The following is an 18,108-nucleotide window of genomic DNA, read 5'->3' as shown; positions in this document are numbered from 1 at the left end:
TCCGTGCAAGTTCGTTACTTGCTGCGGCCCAGCTCTTCGGCAACGAGGAATGCCAATTCCAGGGACTGCTTATGGTTTAGGCGAGGATCGCACAGCGACTCGTAGCGGGTAGCGAGCGAGTTCTCATCGAGCATCTCGGAACCGCCCAGGCATTCCGTGACGTCATCCCCTGTGAGCTCAACATGAATACCGCCGGGGAACGTGCCAACGGCACGATGCGCTTCGAAGAACCCCTTGACCTCATCAACAACGTCATCAAACCGTCGCGTCTTGTAACCGTTGGGGGTGGTCATGCCATTGCCGTGCATAGGATCGGTGATCCAGAGGGGGGTGGCACCGCTAGCTTTTACGGCCTCAAGGAGGGGCGGCAGAGCATCCCGAATTTTACCGGCGCCCATGCGGGTAATGAAGGTAAGGCGACCAGGTTCGCGGTTGGGGTCGAGCTTATCGATGAGTCGCAATGCGTCATCGCCGCTAGTGCCAGGCCCAAGCTTGACACCAAGGGGATTCCGCACGCGGGAAAGGAAATCAACGTGTGCACCGTCGAGGTCACGCGTGCGTTCCCCGATCCAGACGAAGTGTGCGGACGTGTTGTACGGCGTGCCCGTACGCGAATCAATGCGTGTCATGGGGCGCTCGTAGTCCATAAGGAGCGCCTCGTGGGAGACAAAGAACTCCGTGCGCTTCAGCGCTTCAAAGTCAGCACCACAGGCAGACATGAACTTAATCGCACGATCAATTTCGCCGGCAAGTCGCTCGTACCGCGCATTAGCGGGATTCGATGTGAAGCCCCTGTTCCAGTTGTGAACCTCACGGAGATCGGCAAAACCGCCCTGAGTAAAAGCGCGAATCAGGTTAAGAGTCGCAACCGCCGTGTTGTAGCCCTGAACGAGGCGTTCGGGATTTGCCTCCCGGGATTCGGGAGTGAAGTCATAGCCATTGACGATGTCACCACGGTAAGCCGGAAGCGTAACGCCGTCACGCGTCTCATTATCGCTCGAACGAGGTTTGGCGAACTGACCCGCCATGCGCCCCATCTTGATGACCGGCATTTCCGCGGCATACGTCAAAACGACGGCCATTTGCAGAACGGTCTTTACGCGATTGCGAATCTGTTCAGCGTTGGCGCCGGCGAAGGTTTCGGCGCAATCGCCGCCTTGGAGAAGGAATGCGTGCCCCTGAGCAGCGGCGGCCAGGCGGTCACGCAGTGTGTCAACTTCCCCCGCAAAAACCAGCGGTGGGTAGCTGGCAATCTTCGCGCTTGCGGCAGCCACTGCAACAGCGTTTGGCCACTGCGGCTGTTGCTTGATCGGCAGCTCACGCCAATAATCTAGACCGGCAATCACTGACGCATCGGCGGCAATGTTTGGTTCGGCAGAGACAACCACGAGAGGAACCTTTTTCTATGAGGGGCGGTGATAAAACGAGATCGAGAAACGAACGTCCCCCAGTTTATCGAGAAAGACTGGGTCGCTTTTCCTTGACGCTACTGGCATAGACGTCAACGTATTCCTGCTCGCTGAGACCCGCCAGCTCGTACATGATTTCGTCGGTAACGGCGCGCAAAATGAACCGATCACCTTCCATGCCTTCAAAACGGGAGAAGTCCATCGGTTCACCGAAAATAATGCCGATTCGACGAAGCTTGGGCCACTTGGAACCGATCGGCATGACCTTCTCGGTGTCGATCATGGCAACAGGAACGACCGGAACTCCGGCCTCCAAAATCATGCGAGCAACCCCTGTGCGGCCACGATACATTTTACCGTCAGGGCTTCTCGTGCCCTCGGGATAAATTCCCAGAATCTGCCCCTCCGCCAAGACCCGAAGACCGGTGTTGAGGGATGCCTCGGAGGCTTTGCCCCCGGAGCGGTCGATGGGCAACATGCCGGTGCCAATGAAAAACATCTTCGTCAGCCAACCCTTGAGCCCCCTGCCGGTGAAGTACTCACTTTTCGCCAAGAAGACCATATTACGTTCGATAATGAGCGGCAAAAAAATGGAATCGACGAAGGAAAGATGGTTGCTCGCCAATAGGACGCCGCCGTGAGCGGGAATATTTTCTGCGCCAGAAACCCAGGGTCGAAATATTCCACGGAGCAACGGTCCTGCAACGATGTGCTTCATGAACCAATAAAACATGCGCTTACCCTTTCGACGAGGTTCAGCTTATCCAGCATTTGGCGTGCCTCACAGCGCCTACACGGATGCCGCATGCCGCCTCGCCAGATCTGCCGCCCCGACAACACCGGCGTCATTGACCAATTCCGCAATCGCAAACTCTGGCTCGGGATGAAAGCCCTTTGCCGAAAGATTCTGAAGGAAACTGGCGCGGATGGGGGACAAGAGTTCGTCGCCCGCTGCCGCTACCCCACCACCGATAACAAAAAGTTGCGGATCTAGAACCGCGGATAAGCTGGCGCACGCGCTCCCCAACCATTCCCCGATCGACCGCAAAGCCCGCAGAGCCCCTGGATCGCGAAGTTCGAGGAGCTGACGCACCCCCGCTGGATCGATGGTTCCATCGCCATGGCGATACGCCGCTAATTTTCCCCCCAAAACAGGATCGTGCGAGATCTCTGCCGCGTAGCGCAAGAGAGCCCGCCCCGAGCCGTATTGTTCGAGGCACCCGCGGGCTCCGCATCCACACAGCAAGCCGTCCCGCTCAACGCGCAGGTGGCCAATTTCGGCCCCGGCACCAAAACCGCCGCGGAAGAGCTCACCATCGACAATGATGGCACCGCCCACTCCCGTTCCAATCGTCAGCATGGTCATGTGGGTGACGTTGCGCCCGGCACCGAAACAAAATTCGGCCCACCCCGCGGCGTTGGCGTCATTCTCTACGACGATTGGCAAGGCAACACGGCGTTCGAGTTTTTCACGAAGAGGCTCATTGCGCCACGCAATGTTGGGGGCGTAATAAACCACGGACTGGTCGGCATCAATGAATCCAGCGGCGGCGACCCCGGCAGCGACAATTCGGCGCCCCCGGGAGAGCTCCTCTATCAGGTCAACCACCGTGTCAACCATGGCCTGCGCGTCTAAAGCTGGTGATGGACGCGAGAGGTGAGCAAGGATGTGGCCTTCATTATCGACGACCGCTCCGGCAATCTTCGTGCCACCAATGTCAATTCCCACGGCATACACAGACAAAATCTCCTCGGGCTTGACGGCAATAGTTGGCGGAATAAGACAGATGTGAACCATCTTTTTTCTTTAAGGGCAATCCCCATGACCGACAAGTAAAGTGTACTTAACACCAAAGGAGTTGCCATGGTTCAGTTCGATGTGCCCGCCGTTGTCACCGCAGACCCCCAAGCAAACGCGACAGACCTATTGCTGGATCGTGTACGTCAAACCCCAGATGCACCGCTATTTTCAGTGCCGAACGGCGAGCTGTGGAACGACGTGACCGCCTCAGAATTTCACGCACAGGTGATTGCTCTCGCCAAGGGGTTCGTGGCCACTGGCATCATGCCCGGCGACCGCGTTGGTCTGATGTGCAAGACACGCTACGAGTGGACTCTCATCGACTTTGCGATGTGGTTTGCCGGAGCATCCCTGGTTCCCATTTATGAGACCAGCGCCCCGAGCCAGCTTCTCTGGATTCTCGGAGATTCCGAGGCAGTGGCCCTCATTGTCGAGACTCCCGACCACTTTGCGCGCTTTGATGAGGTTCGTCCCGAGCTCCCCTTTGTGCAAACGGTCTGGCAGATGAACCTGGACGATCTAGACAAGCTCGTCGAGGCCGGCAAGCTCGTGGAGGATTCCGAAATTGAACGACGTCGAAGCCTTGCGATTGGCAGCGACCTCGCAACGCTCATTTACACTTCTGGGTCTACGGGACGCCCCAAGGGCTGCATCCTGACCCACTCCAACTTCGTTGAGCTCTGTCGAAATGCGCGGGCGGCAATTCCCGAGGTTGTGAACCCTCAGTCCTCAACGTTGCTGTTCATCACACTGGCCCACATTTTTGCCCGCTACATCTCCATCCTGTGCGTTGAAGGTGGCGTCAAGGTGGGTCACCAGCCGGATACAACGCGCCTCCTTCCTGCAATGCAATCGTTCAAGCCCACATTTCTTCTTGCCGTTCCGCGCGTTTTTGAGAAGGTTTATAACTCGGCCGAGCAGAAGGCAGAAGCCGGGGGCAAAGGGAACATATTCCGTAAAGCCGCTGCCGTCGCAATCGCGCACTCGAAAGCAGACATGGCCGGTCACATTCCTCTCGGATTACGGTTACAGTTTGCCCTGTTCGATCGCCTCGTTTACAGCAAATTGCGCGCCGCCTTGGGCGGTCGTGTTTCGTTCGCAGTTTCCGGCTCCGCCCCTCTGGGGGAACGCTTGGGTCACTTTTATCACAGTCTCGGTCTTGTCATCCTTGAGGGTTACGGACTCACGGAGACCACGGCTCCCGCGACGATTAACCGCCCCGCTAAGTTCAAGATTGGAACCGTTGGACCGGCCCTGCCTGGTGTGTCATTGCGCCTCGACGGCGACGGCGAGATCCAAGTCAAGGGCATTAATGTTTTTGCTGGGTACTGGAACAGCCCGCAGGCAACGGCGGAGAATTTTGACGGCGAGTGGTTCAAGACGGGCGATATCGGCGAATTCGATGCGGATGGCTACCTCACCATTACCGGTCGCAAGAAAGAAATCATCGTCACGGCCAGTGGCAAGAATGTGGCCCCCGCATTCCTGGAAGACCCAATCCGGGCGGATCCTCTGATCGGCCAGGTTGTCGTGGTGGGTGACGGCAAGCCTTTCGTTGCCGCCCTCGTCACGCTTGATCCCGAGATGTTACCCATGTGGCTCGCCAACAACAAGCTCGATCCAAAGATGACACTGCCGGACGCGACGGAGCACCCCCTCGTCCGTGCCCAGGTTCAACGCGCTATTGATCGTGCCAACAAGACGGTATCGCGGGCTGAATCCATTCGTAAATTCACAATTCTCCCGCTTGAATTCACGGAAGCGACGGGACATCTGACACCCAAAATGAGTATCAAACGTCACGTCATTACGCACGACTTCGCCGCTCAAATTGATGAGATGTACGGTAACGCGAGCCTGCCCGTCGACTAGGTGAGCCTGCGGCGGGTAAAGACCCGTCCGATGAGAACCAGTCTGATTAGAACCAGTCGGATTCGCGAATCTGCTTCATGGCTTCCCGCCGCAACGGCGTTTCGAGCTTGTCGATATACAGGTATCCATCGAGGTGGTCGGTCTCGTGCTGGAGCGCTTGAGCCATGAGACCGGTGCCCGACAATTCAATCGGAGTTCCCTCCAGGTCGTGGCCCGTCACGCGCGCGAATGGAAAGCGCTTAGTGGCAAACCACAGTTCGGGAACCGAGAGGCATCCCTCTTCGACGAGCTCGGGTTCCCCCGATACCTCGACGAGGTGCGGGTTCAAGATGTACCCGACGTCCCCGTCTACGTTGTAGCTAAAAGCACGAAGCCCGACACCAATTTGCGTGGCGGCTACCCCGGCTCGCCCCGGAATCATTACGGTGTCCAGAAGATCTTGGACGAGAGAGCGAACGCGGTGGTCGATAACACCAACATCGACGGTTGGCGTCTTGAGAACGGGGTCACCGAACAGGCGAATGGGGCGTTCCGTCACAACAAAAATCTCCTTCGCCGCCGGTGCATCTGCATCCCGCAACGGTCATGGTGGGGCACTATTTCGAGGGAAGACCATCAACCACGAGGGCTGCGAGAGTGCGCGCAGCATCCTGAGTAGCCGGCATCAGCCTATCAAAGTCAATAACGGAGCCTGTGGCCAGCATGGGGTCATAAGGAATGCGCACAATGTCGCGAACACGCGACTGGAAATGCGCCTCGATTTCACTGATCTTCACGAGGTTCGTACCCTGAGTTGCCGTGTTGATAGCAACGATCGAATTGCGCACGAGCTCCGCGTAGCCATTTGACTCCAGCCACGTCAACGTTTCCGCCGCGAGGCGTGCTTCATCGAATGATCCTCCAGAAACAATGACCAGTGAGTCTGCCCGGTTGAGCGTTGCCGTCATGACGGAGTGCACGATGCCCGTACCGCAGTCCGTAAGGGCGACCGAGTAATACCGCGAAACTACATCTGCGACAACGTTGTAGTCGTTCTCATCGAAGGCCTCGGAAATGAACGGATCTGTGTCCGAAGCCAGCACATCAAGCCGCGATTTATCGCGCGTCACATAGGTAGAAAACTCCGAGAAGCTTGTAATCGCGTTGGTCTTCGCGACCAAGTCCCGCACTGTTTTTTCGGTGGTTCGAGTGAAACGTTCCGCGAGCGTTCCCCGATCGGGGTTAGCGTCAATAGCGATGATGCGATCTTCGCGAGTCCTGGCAAGCGCCATGCCAATCATGGTCGTGACGGTGGTTTTACCCACGCCACCTTTGCGGGTCAGAACGGGAACAAAACGCGTTCCCCCCGTCAGCGGCCGCGAAATGCTCGCATCGACAGCTTTACGGTGTCGCTCAGCGGGCGAATCACCGAGGTTAACTAAATGCAACGTCGCGTGGTAGACGAAACGATTCCAGCCCGGGGATGGAACCTCACGCTTGTTGCTTTTCTCAAGAATGCGTTCGGGAGTGAGCATGGAAACCGGCTCAGGATGCGCGAAGGGCTCGCCTTTGAGCATGTCGCGCCGTGACGGGCCAGCAAGCGTGACGTCGCCTTCAGTTCCGGTTGTGGTCACGATCTCACTCGGCGTCACGGGTACCTCATCGGCGAAGGCTGCTTGATACGCCGCGCGTTCCTCGATTGTCAGCAGGTCGGGTGTGATCTCTGGCTCAATCTCAGCAATTATGATCTCTCCCGTGTCGATGACAACGGATACTGTGGGCGCGCCAACGCCGCTAGATTCAATGACTCTGGTTGCGCCTGGGATTATCTGTTCGTGGCCGGAGGGAATCGTGCCAACTTCAGGGGCCGGCGTAACATCTTCAGTGCCAATTTTGGGGGCATTTTCGATATCAGAAACACGCTGAGGAGACACAACGGGATCCGTCGCGTCCTTCAGGTCTTGGGCGGCCGTCGTCGCAGCTGCTGCGGCCGTCGTCGCCGAGGCAGCCTTCGTCGCCCTTGGCTTCTTCACGGTACTTTTTGGTGGCACATTGCTCACGGAAAAACCTCTTTGCTCTCATGGTGCGCCTGCCAGTTTACCGCCCGAGCACGTCATGCATAGTTTTTGATCAGAAAATGGGGCAATTTTGTCCTACTCAGGGGCGGTCGTTCTAGCTGATGGGAACGATGACGACCAGAAGGTCTCCTGCTTCAACTTGTTGCGTGGGCGAAATGGCGATGCGTTCAATTCGACCCGCAATGGGTGCTGTGATGGCCGCCTCCATCTTCATGGCCTCAATGGACGCGACAGCCTCCCCCGCGGCGACAACAGCGCCCGCTCCTACCTTGAGGCTTACAACTCCCGCAAACGGTGCCGGAATATGACCCGAGTGGGACCCGTCGGCCTTTTCCGCAGATTTCGTCTCGTCATCGATTGAAGAATCGCGAACGAAAACGGGCCGAAGTTGCCCATTCATCGTTGCCATGACGGTGCGCATACCCTTGGCATCCGGCTCACCAATCGCCTCAAGCCCCACGTAAAGACGAACACCGCGTTCAATTTCGACTACGTGTTCAACGCCCGCATCGAGACCATAGAGGTAATCCACCGTGTCGAGAACAGAGATGTCGCCGAACGTTTCTCGCGTTTGTTCGAACTGACGCGTGGGCCCGGGGAAGAGCAATCGGTTCAGGGCGGCACGACGCTCGAGCGAAGACCCCGCGAGTTCAGCCTGGTCACTGGTCGTGAGGGGTGTGACCTCAATGGAGACCGTGCGACCCTCGAGAACTTTGGTGCGGAACGGTTCAGGCCATCCTCCGGGCAATTCACCCAGCTCGCCCGCCATAAATCCAATCACCGAATCTGGGATGTCATATTTATTCGGATTCTGTTCAAAGTCCTGAGGATCCGCGTGAACCGCGGCTAGGTGCAAGGCAAGGTCACCGACGACTTTGGATGACGGCGTCACCTTGGGAATACGACCCAGGATGCGATTCGCCTCGGCGTACATATCTTCGACCAGCTCGAAGTCGTCGGCCAGCCCCAAGGCAATGGCCTGCTGGCGAAGGTTGGAGAGCTGCCCCCCCGGGATTTCGTGGTGGTAGACCCGACCGGTGGGCGCCGGCAATCCCGACTCAAAGGGCAGGTACACGCGGCGAACTGCTTCCCAGTACGGTTCTAGGTCGCACAATGCATTCAAGCTGAGCCCCGTGTCCCGCTCGGTGTTGGCCAATGCCGCCACGAGCGCCGACGCCGAGGGCTGGCTTGTTGTTCCGGCCATGGGCGCGCTGGCAACGTCTACAGCGTCTGCGCCGGCAGCAGCGGCCGCCAGGAGGGTAGCGAGCTGCCCGCCCGCCGTGTCATGGGTGTGCACGTGAACGGGAACATCAAAACGCTCGCGGAAAGCGGCGACAAGTTTCACTGCGGCGGCGGGGCGAAGGAGCCCCGCCATGTCCTTGATCGCCAAAATATGAGCGCCCGAAGACACAATCTGATCCGCCAGTCTCAGATAGTAATCCAGCGTGTAGAGGTCCTCCGTGGGGTCCAGCAGGTTGCCCGTGTAGCACACCGCCACCTCGGCCACAGTGGTACCCGTCTCGAGAACGGCATCAATAGCGGGACGCATCTGATTCACGTCGTTGAGCGCGTCAAAAATGCGGAAGATATCGACACCACTGGATGCGGCTTCACGAATGAACGCATCCGTTACCTCAGCGGGGTAGGGAGTGTAGCCGACGGTATTACGGCCACGAAGCAGCATTTGAATGGCAACGTTGGGCAGAGCTTCCCGGAGTTTGACCAAACGCTCCCAGGGATCCTCGCCCAAGAACCTCAGGGCCACGTCGTACGTTGCCCCACCCCAGGCCTCGACCGACAGAAGTTGCGGCGTCAAGCGCGCCACATGGGGCGCAACGTTGACCAAATCTTTCGTGCGCACGCGCGTTGCCAGAAGCGACTGGTGGGCATCACGAAACGTCGTTTCAGTGACGGCGAGGGCCGTCTGGGCGCGCAGGGCTGACGCAAAACCGACGGGGCCTAGTGTCAGCAGTCGCTGACGACTTCCCGCCGGGGCGGGGCTCGACAGGTCAATGGCGGGGAGCTTTTCAACCGGGTCAATGGCGATCGGGCGTGGACCATTGGGCTTGTTGACGGTGACGTCAGTCAGCCAGTTGAGAATCTTCGTTCCACGATCCTTGGACTCACGGCCGGTCAAGAGCTCCGGGCGCTCGTCGATGAACGACGTACTGAGATCGCCGGCCGCAAACGATGCGTCGTCGAGCACCGCCTGCAGGAACGGGATGTTGGTGGAAACGCCACGAATGCGAAACTCCGCCAAAGCGCGGCGGGCACGGGCCACTGCCGACGGGTAATCACGGGCACGGCATGTGAGTTTCGCAAGCATGGAGTCAAAGTGCGGGCTGATCTGGGCGCCCGGGTTGATCGTTCCACCGTCCAGGCGGATTCCGGCACCGCCCGGTGAACGGTAGGTCGTGATACGCCCCGTGTCGGGGCGGAAACCTTGCGAAGGGTCTTCGGTTGTAATGCGGCACTGAAGAGCGACGCCACGCAGGTGGATGTCCTCCTGATGGAGTCCGAGGTCGCCGAGACTTTCACCCGCGGCAATGCGGATTTGTGCTTGGACGAGGTCGACATCCGTCACCTCTTCGGTAACCGTATGCTCCACCTGAATACGCGGGTTCATCTCGATAAATACGTGTTCTCCGGCGCGCTCCCCCACGGTGTCAACGAGGAATTCGACGGTGCCCGCGTTTACATAGCCAATCGACCGGGCGAAAGCAATGGCGTCACGGTGAAGGGCCGCGCGCAATTCGTCACTAATGTTCGGAGCCGGCGCGATTTCGACAACTTTTTGGTGACGACGTTGAACCGAACAGTCCCGCTCGAACAAGTGAACGGTCTCGCCCGTGGAATCGGCGAGGATTTGAACTTCAATGTGCCGCGGACGAAGCACCGCTTGCTCGAGGAACATTCGGGAGTCACCAAAAGCACTGGAAGCCTCCCGCATGGCTGCTTCCAAAGCGGGAAGCAATTCCTCTTGGGTCTCAACCCTTCGCATTCCACGTCCGCCGCCGCCAGCGACGGCCTTGGCAAAAATAGGGAAGCCAATTCCCGCGGCTCCGGCGAGGAGTTCCTCAACGTTGTCGGTAGCCGGAGTGGACTTGAGAACGGGCACACCGGCGGCAATGGCGTGTTCTTTCGCTGTGACTTTGTTGCCCGCCATCTCCAAGACTCGCTCGGGGGGGCCGATGAAGGTAATGCCGTTTTCTGCCGCGGCACGCGCTAGTTCTGGGTTCTCCGAAAGAAAACCGTATCCAGGGTAGATGGCATCAGCGCCCGAGAGTTTGGCGACACGAATAATTTCCGCCACGTCAAGATAGGCGCGCACGGGGTGACCGGGCTCACCGATTTGGTAGGCCTCATCTGCCTTTTGGCGGTGCAGAGAACTGCGATCTTCAATCGGAAATACTGCCACCGTCTTCGCGCCCAGCTCCACAGCTGCACGAAAAGCCCGAATCGCAATTTCTCCGCGGTTTGCAACAAGAATCTTCTTAAACATTGAGGCCTTTCAGTTGCCGCCAGCGCTTCGGTCTGAGTTAGGTTCTCTAAGACTAGCCAAGGTAACCTTGCTCTCGTGCACGTGCTATCAGTGAGCTCCCTCAAGGGCGGCGTTGGAAAAACAACAGTCACCCTCGGTTTGGCGTCGGCAGCTTTCTCCAAGGGCCTGCGCACTCTCGTGGTTGACCTAGATCCGCAGTCTGACGTCTCGACCGGCCTCGGCGTCGATACCCGAAACCACCTCAATGTCGCGGATGTTTTGGCGTCACCGAAACTCAAAACCGTGCGTCAGGCGATTGCGCCGAGCTCGTGGACTGCTCCAGGTCACTCCCCTATTGATGTCATGATTGGTAGCCCCTCGGCCATCAACTTTGACGGCCCGCACCCCAGTGCCCGAGAAATTTGGCGACTTGAAGAGGCGTTGGCCACGATCGAGAGCGAATACGACCTCGTCTTAATTGACTGCGCGCCCAGCCTGAACGCGCTTACCCGCACCGCCTGGGCTGCCAGCGACCGCGTCGCCGTCGTCTCCGAGCCCGGTCTTTTCTCCGTTGCCGCCGCCGACCGCGCCCTGCGCGCCATCGAGGAGGTTCGCCGTGGGCTTAGTCCGCGACTGCAGCCCCTCGGCCTCATCATTAACAGAGTGCGTGCCCAGTCACTCGAACACCAGTTTCGCATCGCCGAGTTGCGCGACATGTTTGGCCCGCTGGTGTTGGCCCCACTACTTCCCGAGCGCACGTCCCTTCAGCAAGCCCAAGGCGCCGCGCGTCCCGTTCACGCATGGCCCGGTGACGCTGCCGCAGAAATGGCGCACAACTTCGACCTTCTCCTCGAGCGCGTGATGCGTGCCGGAAAAATTGGTCAGGACGCTCGTTAAGGAAGCGGCCGTGCGACAGCCACGCGGCCGACGGCATCCTGCTATAGGCGCTTCTTAGCCGACTTTGCGTGCGCGACGGGCAGAAAGCTCGTCGGCCGAATCGGCCTGATCGGAGCCGAGCTCAATAAGGCGAGATTCGACCTCGCGCAGAACCTTGCCAATGGCAATGCCAAAGACGCCTTGGCCGCGGCTAACGAGGTCGATGACCTCATCGTCCGAGGTGCACATATATACGCTGGCACCATCGCTCATGAGCGTGGTCTGGGCAAGATCGTAGATGCCGGCGGCCCGAAGTTGATCGACGGCCGCACGAATCTGCTGGAGGGAGATTCCGGTGTCGAGGAGGCGCTTCACTAGTTTGAGAACAAGAATGTCGCGAAAGCCATAAAGACGCTGGGAGCCCGAACCGGCGGCACCGCGAACCGTAGGCTGCACGAGTTCGGTACGCGCCCAATAATCGAGTTGACGGTAGCTGATGCCGGCGGCACTGGCCGCGACGGCTCCACGGTAGCCGGTGGAATCATCGTGCTCCGGCATACCGTCAGTAAAGAGAACCCCGAGGTCATAGCGCGACTCTTCGTTACGGTTCACTTCGCTCATGGGCCGCTCCTCACTGTGTTGATACACGTTTTGGTCAAACTTGGGAGGTATAAAACCTCAACCACTAGTTGAAGCTTTATCAACTTACCGAGGCAGTTGATGCCTACCCCGAACATTCGATTTTTCACTGTCGGCGTGTCGCACTTATGTGCTCTCACCCACTAATCGAGAGAAGCATCCCCCGAGCCTACGCCTAGCGCGACTCCTGGGAAATGATCTGGCGAAGAAGTTGAGTCCGAACCGTTTCAATATGGCGGGCAATGTCATGCGCACGCTCGGCCGCCCGCGCTTTGCTGGCAGCTCCCTGCCGATGAGTCACCGGCACGAGCGCGCGTTCAATCAGCGAGTACTCCCGCTCAGCAGACGCCCGCATCGTGCGCATGTGGCGGGGTTCGATTCCCGACCGCTGTAATTCAGCGATGGCGGTCAGTACGGCGACCGTTTCCTCGCCGTAGCTTTCCGCTGGCTCGATCATGCCGGCCGATACGGCGTCTTGAAGAAGGTTCAGGCTGGCCCCGGCAATTTTGGCAACCTCTTCACGGGTGTACCGAATCCGGGAGACCAGCAGTGAGTCGGCCGCAAGGGACGTGGCGTTGGGCAATGCGGGGTTCGCCCCAGAATCAATTTCTTCCAGATGCTGCCGGATAACCTTCAACGGCAGATAGTGATCCCGCTGCATCGATAACACGAGGCGAAGGCGATCCACGTCTGCCGGAGAAAATTTGCGATAACCGGATGCCGTGCGAGCGGGGGTCACGAGACCTTGCTCTTCGAGAAAGCGCAGCTTCGACGGTGTCAGGTCTGTGAATTCAGGCGATAGCTTCGCAAGGACTTGACCAATACTGAGCAACGACCGAGCGGTTGACGTTGTCGCGTGTGCTGCCGCTGACACCTACAGGCTCGAGTTTCGAGCGAGGTCGACGCGAGAAGCAAAGAACGTCAATCGGTACTTGCCAACTTGAACTTCATCGGCGTCCGTGAGCGGCGAACGTTCAATGCGTTCATTTTCACGATAGGTGCCGTTGAGCGAAGCGAGGTCTCGAACCTCAAATGCCGTGCCGTTTCGACGAAATTCTGCGTGCCGCCGAGAGACCGTGACGTCGTCAAGAAAGATATCGGCGTCAGGATGACGACCGGCTGTTGTGATATCGGCATCCAGAAGAAAACGCGCCCCCATGTTGGGGCCCCGGCGAACGATGAGAAGAGCCGAACCACTGGGCAATGCAGCAATGGCCGCCTGCTCATCAGGGGTAACGTCAACAGCTTCAATTGCCTGCAGTTGAGAGACAAACTGCGACGTAAACGTTGCCGTCGTATCGGGGCTCGGGAAACCTTGAGCGGAGGTACTCGTGTCCTTTTCTTGCGCTGAATCTGCCACCAGGTTCCCTTCTTTGAGTTCCAACATTATCGGAAGTTTGGCGTGCATGCACGCCCGAAAAAGGGAGGGAATTCGTGCACTTTTCTCCTATCGAAGACAAGAATCCGGTCTTCTGCTAGGATGGAGGGACTTGAGCCACTTTTGCGTGTCTCCTGCGTCGTAGAACGCTTCCCTCACCGAAATCGGTTGACATTTTTCTTACGGCGAACGGATGTGCCCCTCGGTATGTTCGCCACATTTTCCCGGAGAGTTTGCGACATTTCGCGCGCCGGGTACCAACGAAAAGGTATTACCTTGTCTGAAATCACATTTGGCGCGCTCGGCGTGCCCGCTCCCCTTGTTAAGGCGCTTGCCGCCGACGGCAAGACGGATGCGTTCCCCATCCAAATCGATACTCTCCCCGACACCATGGCTGGCCGCGACGTTCTCGGCCGCGGCAAGACCGGATCGGGTAAGACGCTTGCGTTCTCCATCCCCATGGTCGCTCGTCTCGGAACCAAGCTTGCTGGCGGCCGTCGCCGCCCGGGTCGCCCCTTAGGGCTCGTACTTGCTCCCACCCGTGAGCTTGCCACGCAAATCACCGCGGTCCTCATCCCTCTGGCTGATGCCTACGACCTGCGCGTGACCACCATCTTCGGTGGCATCTCGCAGAATCGTCAGGTTGCTGCGCTCAAAGATGGCGTCGACATCGTCGTTGCTACCCCTGGTCGCCTCGAAGACCTCATGAAGCAGGGCTTCTTGAAGCTCGATGCCATCGAGATCACCGTGCTCGACGAGGCAGACCACATGGCCGACCTCGGCTTCTTGCCGATTGTGACCCGCATTCTGAATGCAACCCCTCAAGATGGTCAGCGTCTTCTTTTCAGCGCAACGCTGGATAACGGAGTCGACAAGATCGTGTCGCGATTCTTGCACAACGAAGTTCTGCACTCGGTCGACGAGGCCAACTCCCCCGTTGCCCAGATGACGCATCACGTTTTCGAGACGCCCTCGGTTGAGGCCAAGAATGACCTCATTCAGGCACTCGCATCCGGTACCGGTCGTCGCATTTTGTTCATGCGCACCAAGCACCACGCTAAAAAGCTTGCCAAGAAGCTAACGGATGCTGGCATCCCCTCGGTTGACCTGCACGGAAACCTTTCACAGCCACAACGTGACCGCAACCTCGCCGCCTTCGGTGAAGGTTCGGTGCGCGTGCTCGTTGCGACCGACGTTGCTGCTCGTGGAGTGCACGTGGACGACGTTGAACTCGTTATCCACGTAGACCCTCCCATGGAGCACAAGGCATACCTGCACCGCTCGGGCCGTACCGCTCGCGCCGGCGCTGAAGGTGACGTTGTCACCATTTGCTTGCCTCCTCAGAAGAAGGATCTCGCTCAACTCTTGCGCAAGGCCGACATCACGGTGACGCCCACCGCCGTCACGGCCACGTCCCCCGAGGTTTTGGCCTTGATCGGTGAGGTTGCCGAATACGTCAAGCCATCGATTCGTGTCGAGCGCCCCCAAGGTGGCGGCCAGTCGATGGGCGCCAACGCGCAGCGCAAGCGTGCCGACCGCTCGGGTCGTCCCTCCGAGGGCGGCCAGCGTTCACGCTCCGGTTCGGGTTCGCGTGAGGGCGGCTCAAGCCAAGGTTCACGTTCCGGCTCGCGCGACGGCGGCTCCTCACAGGGCGCACGTTCGGGTCAAGGTTCACGTTCGGGTGGCGGCCAGAGTTACAGCACCGGCTACAGCGACAACACTTCACAGGGTTCAGGCGCTCCTCGCCGGGCGTCTTCCACCGGCACCGGTCAGGCAACTCGTGAAGCTGGTTCGCGTGACTCGAACTCATCGCGTGGTGGCTACGGCGACCCCGTGGGCATGCCTCGCCGCGACCGCAGCGAACGGCCACCCCGTGCTTCACGACCTCAGGGTCGCTAACGCAACCTGTGTTCCATCACTGTTCTGCCCCGGAGAAATTCGGGGCAGAACTTCGTTAACCCCCTCGGCAAACGGATATCGGGCCGCCGCGGGCGGGAGCTCGCCGGGCTGGGGTGCCAAGCCGGACTGGGATTCCGAAACAGGCTCGAATGCCGAAGAGTTATGGTCGACGAGTCGGAGTACTGAGGAGCGCGAGCCCGGCGATAACGACTGCGAGACCGAGCCAGCCAACCGGCGTAATGGCCTCCCCCACGATTGTGGCGGCGAGCATGACCGCGACGACGGGCTCGAACAGCGAGAACACGGTAGAAGTCGAAGCCCGCATGCGACCGAGGCTGAACGCCAGGAGCGAGTGGCCGATGGCCGTCGGGAAGATGGCCAGGTACAGCAGGATGCCCCAGCTGAGCGGCTGCGCAATGACTGGCCCGGCGGTGAAAGCAAGCACAAGAATGAGGGGAAGAGCTGCCACGACTTGAATGGACGAGATCACGGCACGGTGATTGACGGGTGCTGCCGCAGGGCGGGAGGCAATGAGACGGGCGGCAACAAAAGTGTAGACGGCGTAGCTGAGGCCGGCGAGCAGGGCGATCGCGATTCCCGCCACAACATAATTGGGGGCGACGCCGGGCGGCACGCCAGCAGGAACTCCGAGATCCACGACCCGACGATCGGCACTGTGATCACGGCCCACAACGAGCAAGACTCCCCCGATGACGGCGATGGCCGTGGCGAGAATCCAGCGGCCCGATACTCGGCGACGATCCACGATCCATTCGATGAGGCCAGCAAAGAGAGGCGCTGACCCGAGCGCCAGCACGTTACCGAGGGCGACACCGGCCCACGCCATACCCACGTAAAAGACAAGCGTGTAGCTCGCCAGAGCCAACGCCCCGAGCAATACAAGAGGAAGGGCGCCCGGAGTGCGCAGCACGCGACGAACTCCCCGCACGGCGGTGAGCCCCAAGATGACACCACCAATTCCCATGGCCGCTGCGCCGATAGTTGCCGGCGGAATTCCCGGAATGAACGAGGCCGCGGTCCCGGTGGTTCCCCACATGAGGGATGCGATCAGGATGGCACTCACGCCGGCAGAATTCGCGGCACGGTTCTGCCCAGCATCCACCCGAGGCATCCCCTTCGTTGCGATCAGTCTAGAAGGCGGTTGCCGCAGCCTTAGCGACGCGCGGGAATAAGCGGCAGGTTCGTGCCCGACAGCTCCTTGATTACCCGAACAACCTGGTTGCTGTACCCGTATTCGTTGTCGTACCAAACGTAGACAACCACGTGCTTGCCACTCGTGATGGTCGCCAGCCCATCGACGATCCCGGCCCGGTTCGAGCCGATGAAGTCGGTGGAGACGACCTCCGGGGAGTCGATGTAATCAATCTGGTCATGCAGCGACGAGTGCAGGGAGGCATTTCGCAAGAAGGCGTTGAGCGATTCTTTCTCGGCCGGTTTTGTGAGAGTGAGATTCAGGATGGCCATGGAGACATCCGCGGTGGGAACCCGAATTGCGTTACCGGTCAGCTTGCCCTCCAACTCGGGAAGCGCCTTGGCTACAGCCTTGGCCGCCCCCGTTTCGGTGAGCACCATGTTGAGGGCTGCCGAGCGGCCGCGACGGTCACCCTTATGAAAGTTATCGGTCAGGTTCTGATCGTTGGTGTACGAGTGCACGGTCTCAACGTGACCGTACTCGATGCCATATTCATCGTTGAGAACCTTGAGCACCGGGGTGATCGCATTTGTCGTGCACGAGGCCGCCGTGACGATGAGGTCCTGGGGGGTAATCATGCCCTCGTTGATGCCATAGACGATGTTCTTGAGCGATCCCTTGCCCGGAGCTGTCAGCAAAACGCGGGAAATACCCTCGTTTTTGAGGTGTTGCCCGAGGCTCTCTTCGTCACGCCAGCGACCCGTGTTATCGACGAGAACCGCGTTATCGATGCCGTAGGAAACGTAATCCACGGTGGTGGGGTCGTTCGAGTAAATAACCTGAATCGGGATGCCGTTGGCAATAATGAGGTTCTTCTCGGCATCAATCGTGATAGTGCCATCGAAGGGTCCGTGAATCGAGTCACGGCGCAGCAAGCTCGCGCGCTTGATGAGGTCCTTCTCGTCTCCCTTGCGCACGACGATGGCGCGAAGACGCAAACCTCGACCGTTCTCAGCCTGACCGATCAGGATGCGGGCCAGCAGACGACCGATGCGACCAAATCCGTAGAGCACAACGTCTGCACCATCGGCGGCACAGAGCGGGGCACCCTTGCCCGCGACGCTCGACAGCTCAACGGCGAGGTACTCGGAGAGTGATGTGGGTGTTGTCGAGGGTGCGAGCGCCACATAGCCGGCAAGGAGACGGGCGACATCCACTGACGAAGGACCAGGATTCAACGCCACGAGGGCATGAACGAATTCGAGCGTGCGCGCCACATCGAGCTCGGCACCGTCGATATGGCGGGCAAAGCGGTGAGCCTTGACGATCGCCAACGGGGAACTGTTGATCAGACTTCGCCCGTGAATGGTGAGCTCTACGCCATTGCTGCGGTAAAGATCACCGATGAGAGGAATGAGCCGCTCTGCCAGTTCTTGGCGGTCAGAGAATGTTGCGGGATGTGAATCGGGGGTAACGGCCATGTTGGGGCTTCGCTCCTGTTCAAGGGCGCAGCTTTGCGCTGCCCTCATCCTATTTTGCTGAC

Annotated in this window: 14 protein-coding genes; 3 read left to right on the top strand and 11 right to left on the bottom strand. The window is 59.1% G+C overall.

Features of this window, described 5'->3' with window-relative positions:
* Window positions 1-14: 14 nt before the first annotated feature.
* The 3 genes from FB555_RS02060 to FB555_RS02050 all read right to left on the bottom strand — a co-directional run bounded on the left by FB555_RS02060 (window position 15) and on the right by FB555_RS02050 (window position 3,147).
* Entirely contained in the window at window positions 15-1,346 is a 1,332-nt protein-coding gene (locus FB555_RS02060) for a class II 3-deoxy-7-phosphoheptulonate synthase (RefSeq protein ID WP_182484255.1), read from the bottom strand.
* 106 nt (window positions 1,347-1,452) lie between these two features.
* Window positions 1,453-2,142 (bottom strand): lysophospholipid acyltransferase family protein, encoded by a 690-nt coding sequence (locus FB555_RS02055; RefSeq protein WP_182483767.1) that lies wholly within the window; start codon window positions 2,140-2,142, stop codon window positions 1,453-1,455.
* A 57-nt stretch (window positions 2,143-2,199) separates the two neighbouring features.
* A complete protein-coding gene (locus tag FB555_RS02050; RefSeq protein ID WP_182484254.1) occupies window positions 2,200-3,147 on the bottom strand; it encodes an ROK family glucokinase in 948 nt (315 codons plus the stop codon).
* Window positions 3,148-3,273: 126 nt separating this feature from the next.
* Here FB555_RS02050 and FB555_RS02045 point away from each other — a divergent pair, with 126 nt between their 5' ends.
* A complete protein-coding gene (locus tag FB555_RS02045; RefSeq protein WP_182483766.1) occupies window positions 3,274-5,082 on the top strand; it encodes an AMP-dependent synthetase/ligase in 1,809 nt (602 codons plus the stop codon).
* A gap of 46 nt (window positions 5,083-5,128) precedes the next feature.
* Here the strand turns inward: FB555_RS02045 and def are convergent, their stop codons facing one another.
* The 3 genes from def to FB555_RS02030 form a co-directional block, all read right to left on the bottom strand.
* Complete coding sequence (gene def, locus FB555_RS02040) at window positions 5,129-5,620, bottom strand: peptide deformylase (RefSeq protein ID WP_182483765.1); 492 nt, start codon at window positions 5,618-5,620, stop codon at window positions 5,129-5,131.
* Between the two features lie 58 nt (window positions 5,621-5,678).
* A complete protein-coding gene (locus FB555_RS02035; RefSeq protein ID WP_343046374.1) occupies window positions 5,679-7,094 on the bottom strand; it encodes a MinD/ParA family ATP-binding protein in 1,416 nt (471 codons plus the stop codon).
* Between the two features lie 139 nt (window positions 7,095-7,233).
* Complete coding sequence (locus FB555_RS02030) at window positions 7,234-10,641, bottom strand: pyruvate carboxylase (RefSeq protein WP_182483764.1); 3,408 nt, start codon at window positions 10,639-10,641, stop codon at window positions 7,234-7,236.
* 75 nt (window positions 10,642-10,716) lie between these two features.
* Between FB555_RS02030 and FB555_RS02025 the strand changes: the two genes are divergently transcribed.
* Entirely contained in the window at window positions 10,717-11,517 is an 801-nt protein-coding gene (locus tag FB555_RS02025; protein ID WP_182483763.1) for an AAA family ATPase, read from the top strand.
* A 54-nt stretch (window positions 11,518-11,571) separates the two neighbouring features.
* On the opposite strand, the gene FB555_RS02020 is transcribed toward FB555_RS02025, so the two are convergent.
* From FB555_RS02020 to FB555_RS02010, 3 genes are all read right to left on the bottom strand, one after another.
* Window positions 11,572-12,117 (bottom strand): MerR family transcriptional regulator, encoded by a 546-nt coding sequence (locus tag FB555_RS02020; RefSeq protein ID WP_182483762.1) that lies wholly within the window; start codon window positions 12,115-12,117, stop codon window positions 11,572-11,574.
* Window positions 12,118-12,310: 193 nt separating this feature from the next.
* The gene (ftsR, locus tag FB555_RS02015; RefSeq protein WP_182483761.1) at window positions 12,311-13,009 is read right to left on the bottom strand and encodes a transcriptional regulator FtsR; all 699 of its coding nucleotides are present in this window, start codon (window positions 13,007-13,009) and stop codon (window positions 12,311-12,313) included.
* Window positions 13,010-13,522 carry an FHA domain-containing protein gene (locus FB555_RS02010; protein WP_182483760.1) on the bottom strand — a complete coding sequence of 171 codons (513 nt, stop codon included), beginning with the start codon at window positions 13,520-13,522 and terminating at the stop codon, window positions 13,010-13,012.
* A gap of 267 nt (window positions 13,523-13,789) precedes the next feature.
* Here FB555_RS02010 and FB555_RS02005 point away from each other — a divergent pair, with 267 nt between their 5' ends.
* Window positions 13,790-15,412 carry a DEAD/DEAH box helicase gene (locus FB555_RS02005; protein ID WP_182483759.1) on the top strand — a complete coding sequence of 541 codons (1,623 nt, stop codon included), beginning with the start codon at window positions 13,790-13,792 and terminating at the stop codon, window positions 15,410-15,412.
* A gap of 160 nt (window positions 15,413-15,572) precedes the next feature.
* Here the strand turns inward: FB555_RS02005 and FB555_RS02000 are convergent, their stop codons facing one another.
* Both FB555_RS02000 and FB555_RS01995 read right to left on the bottom strand, forming a co-directional pair.
* A complete protein-coding gene (locus tag FB555_RS02000; protein ID WP_182483758.1) occupies window positions 15,573-16,535 on the bottom strand; it encodes an EamA family transporter in 963 nt (320 codons plus the stop codon).
* A 50-nt stretch (window positions 16,536-16,585) separates the two neighbouring features.
* A complete protein-coding gene (locus FB555_RS01995) occupies window positions 16,586-18,046 on the bottom strand; it encodes a glyceraldehyde-3-phosphate dehydrogenase (RefSeq protein ID WP_182483757.1) in 1,461 nt (486 codons plus the stop codon).
* Window positions 18,047-18,108 lie beyond the last annotated feature (62 nt).

This window comes from Alpinimonas psychrophila, assembly GCF_014137865.1.
Classification (GTDB): domain Bacteria; phylum Actinomycetota; class Actinomycetes; order Actinomycetales; family Microbacteriaceae; genus Alpinimonas; species Alpinimonas psychrophila.
The sequence above is the reverse complement of the archived record's forward strand: the minus strand, read 5'-3'. Positions and strand labels throughout refer to the sequence as shown.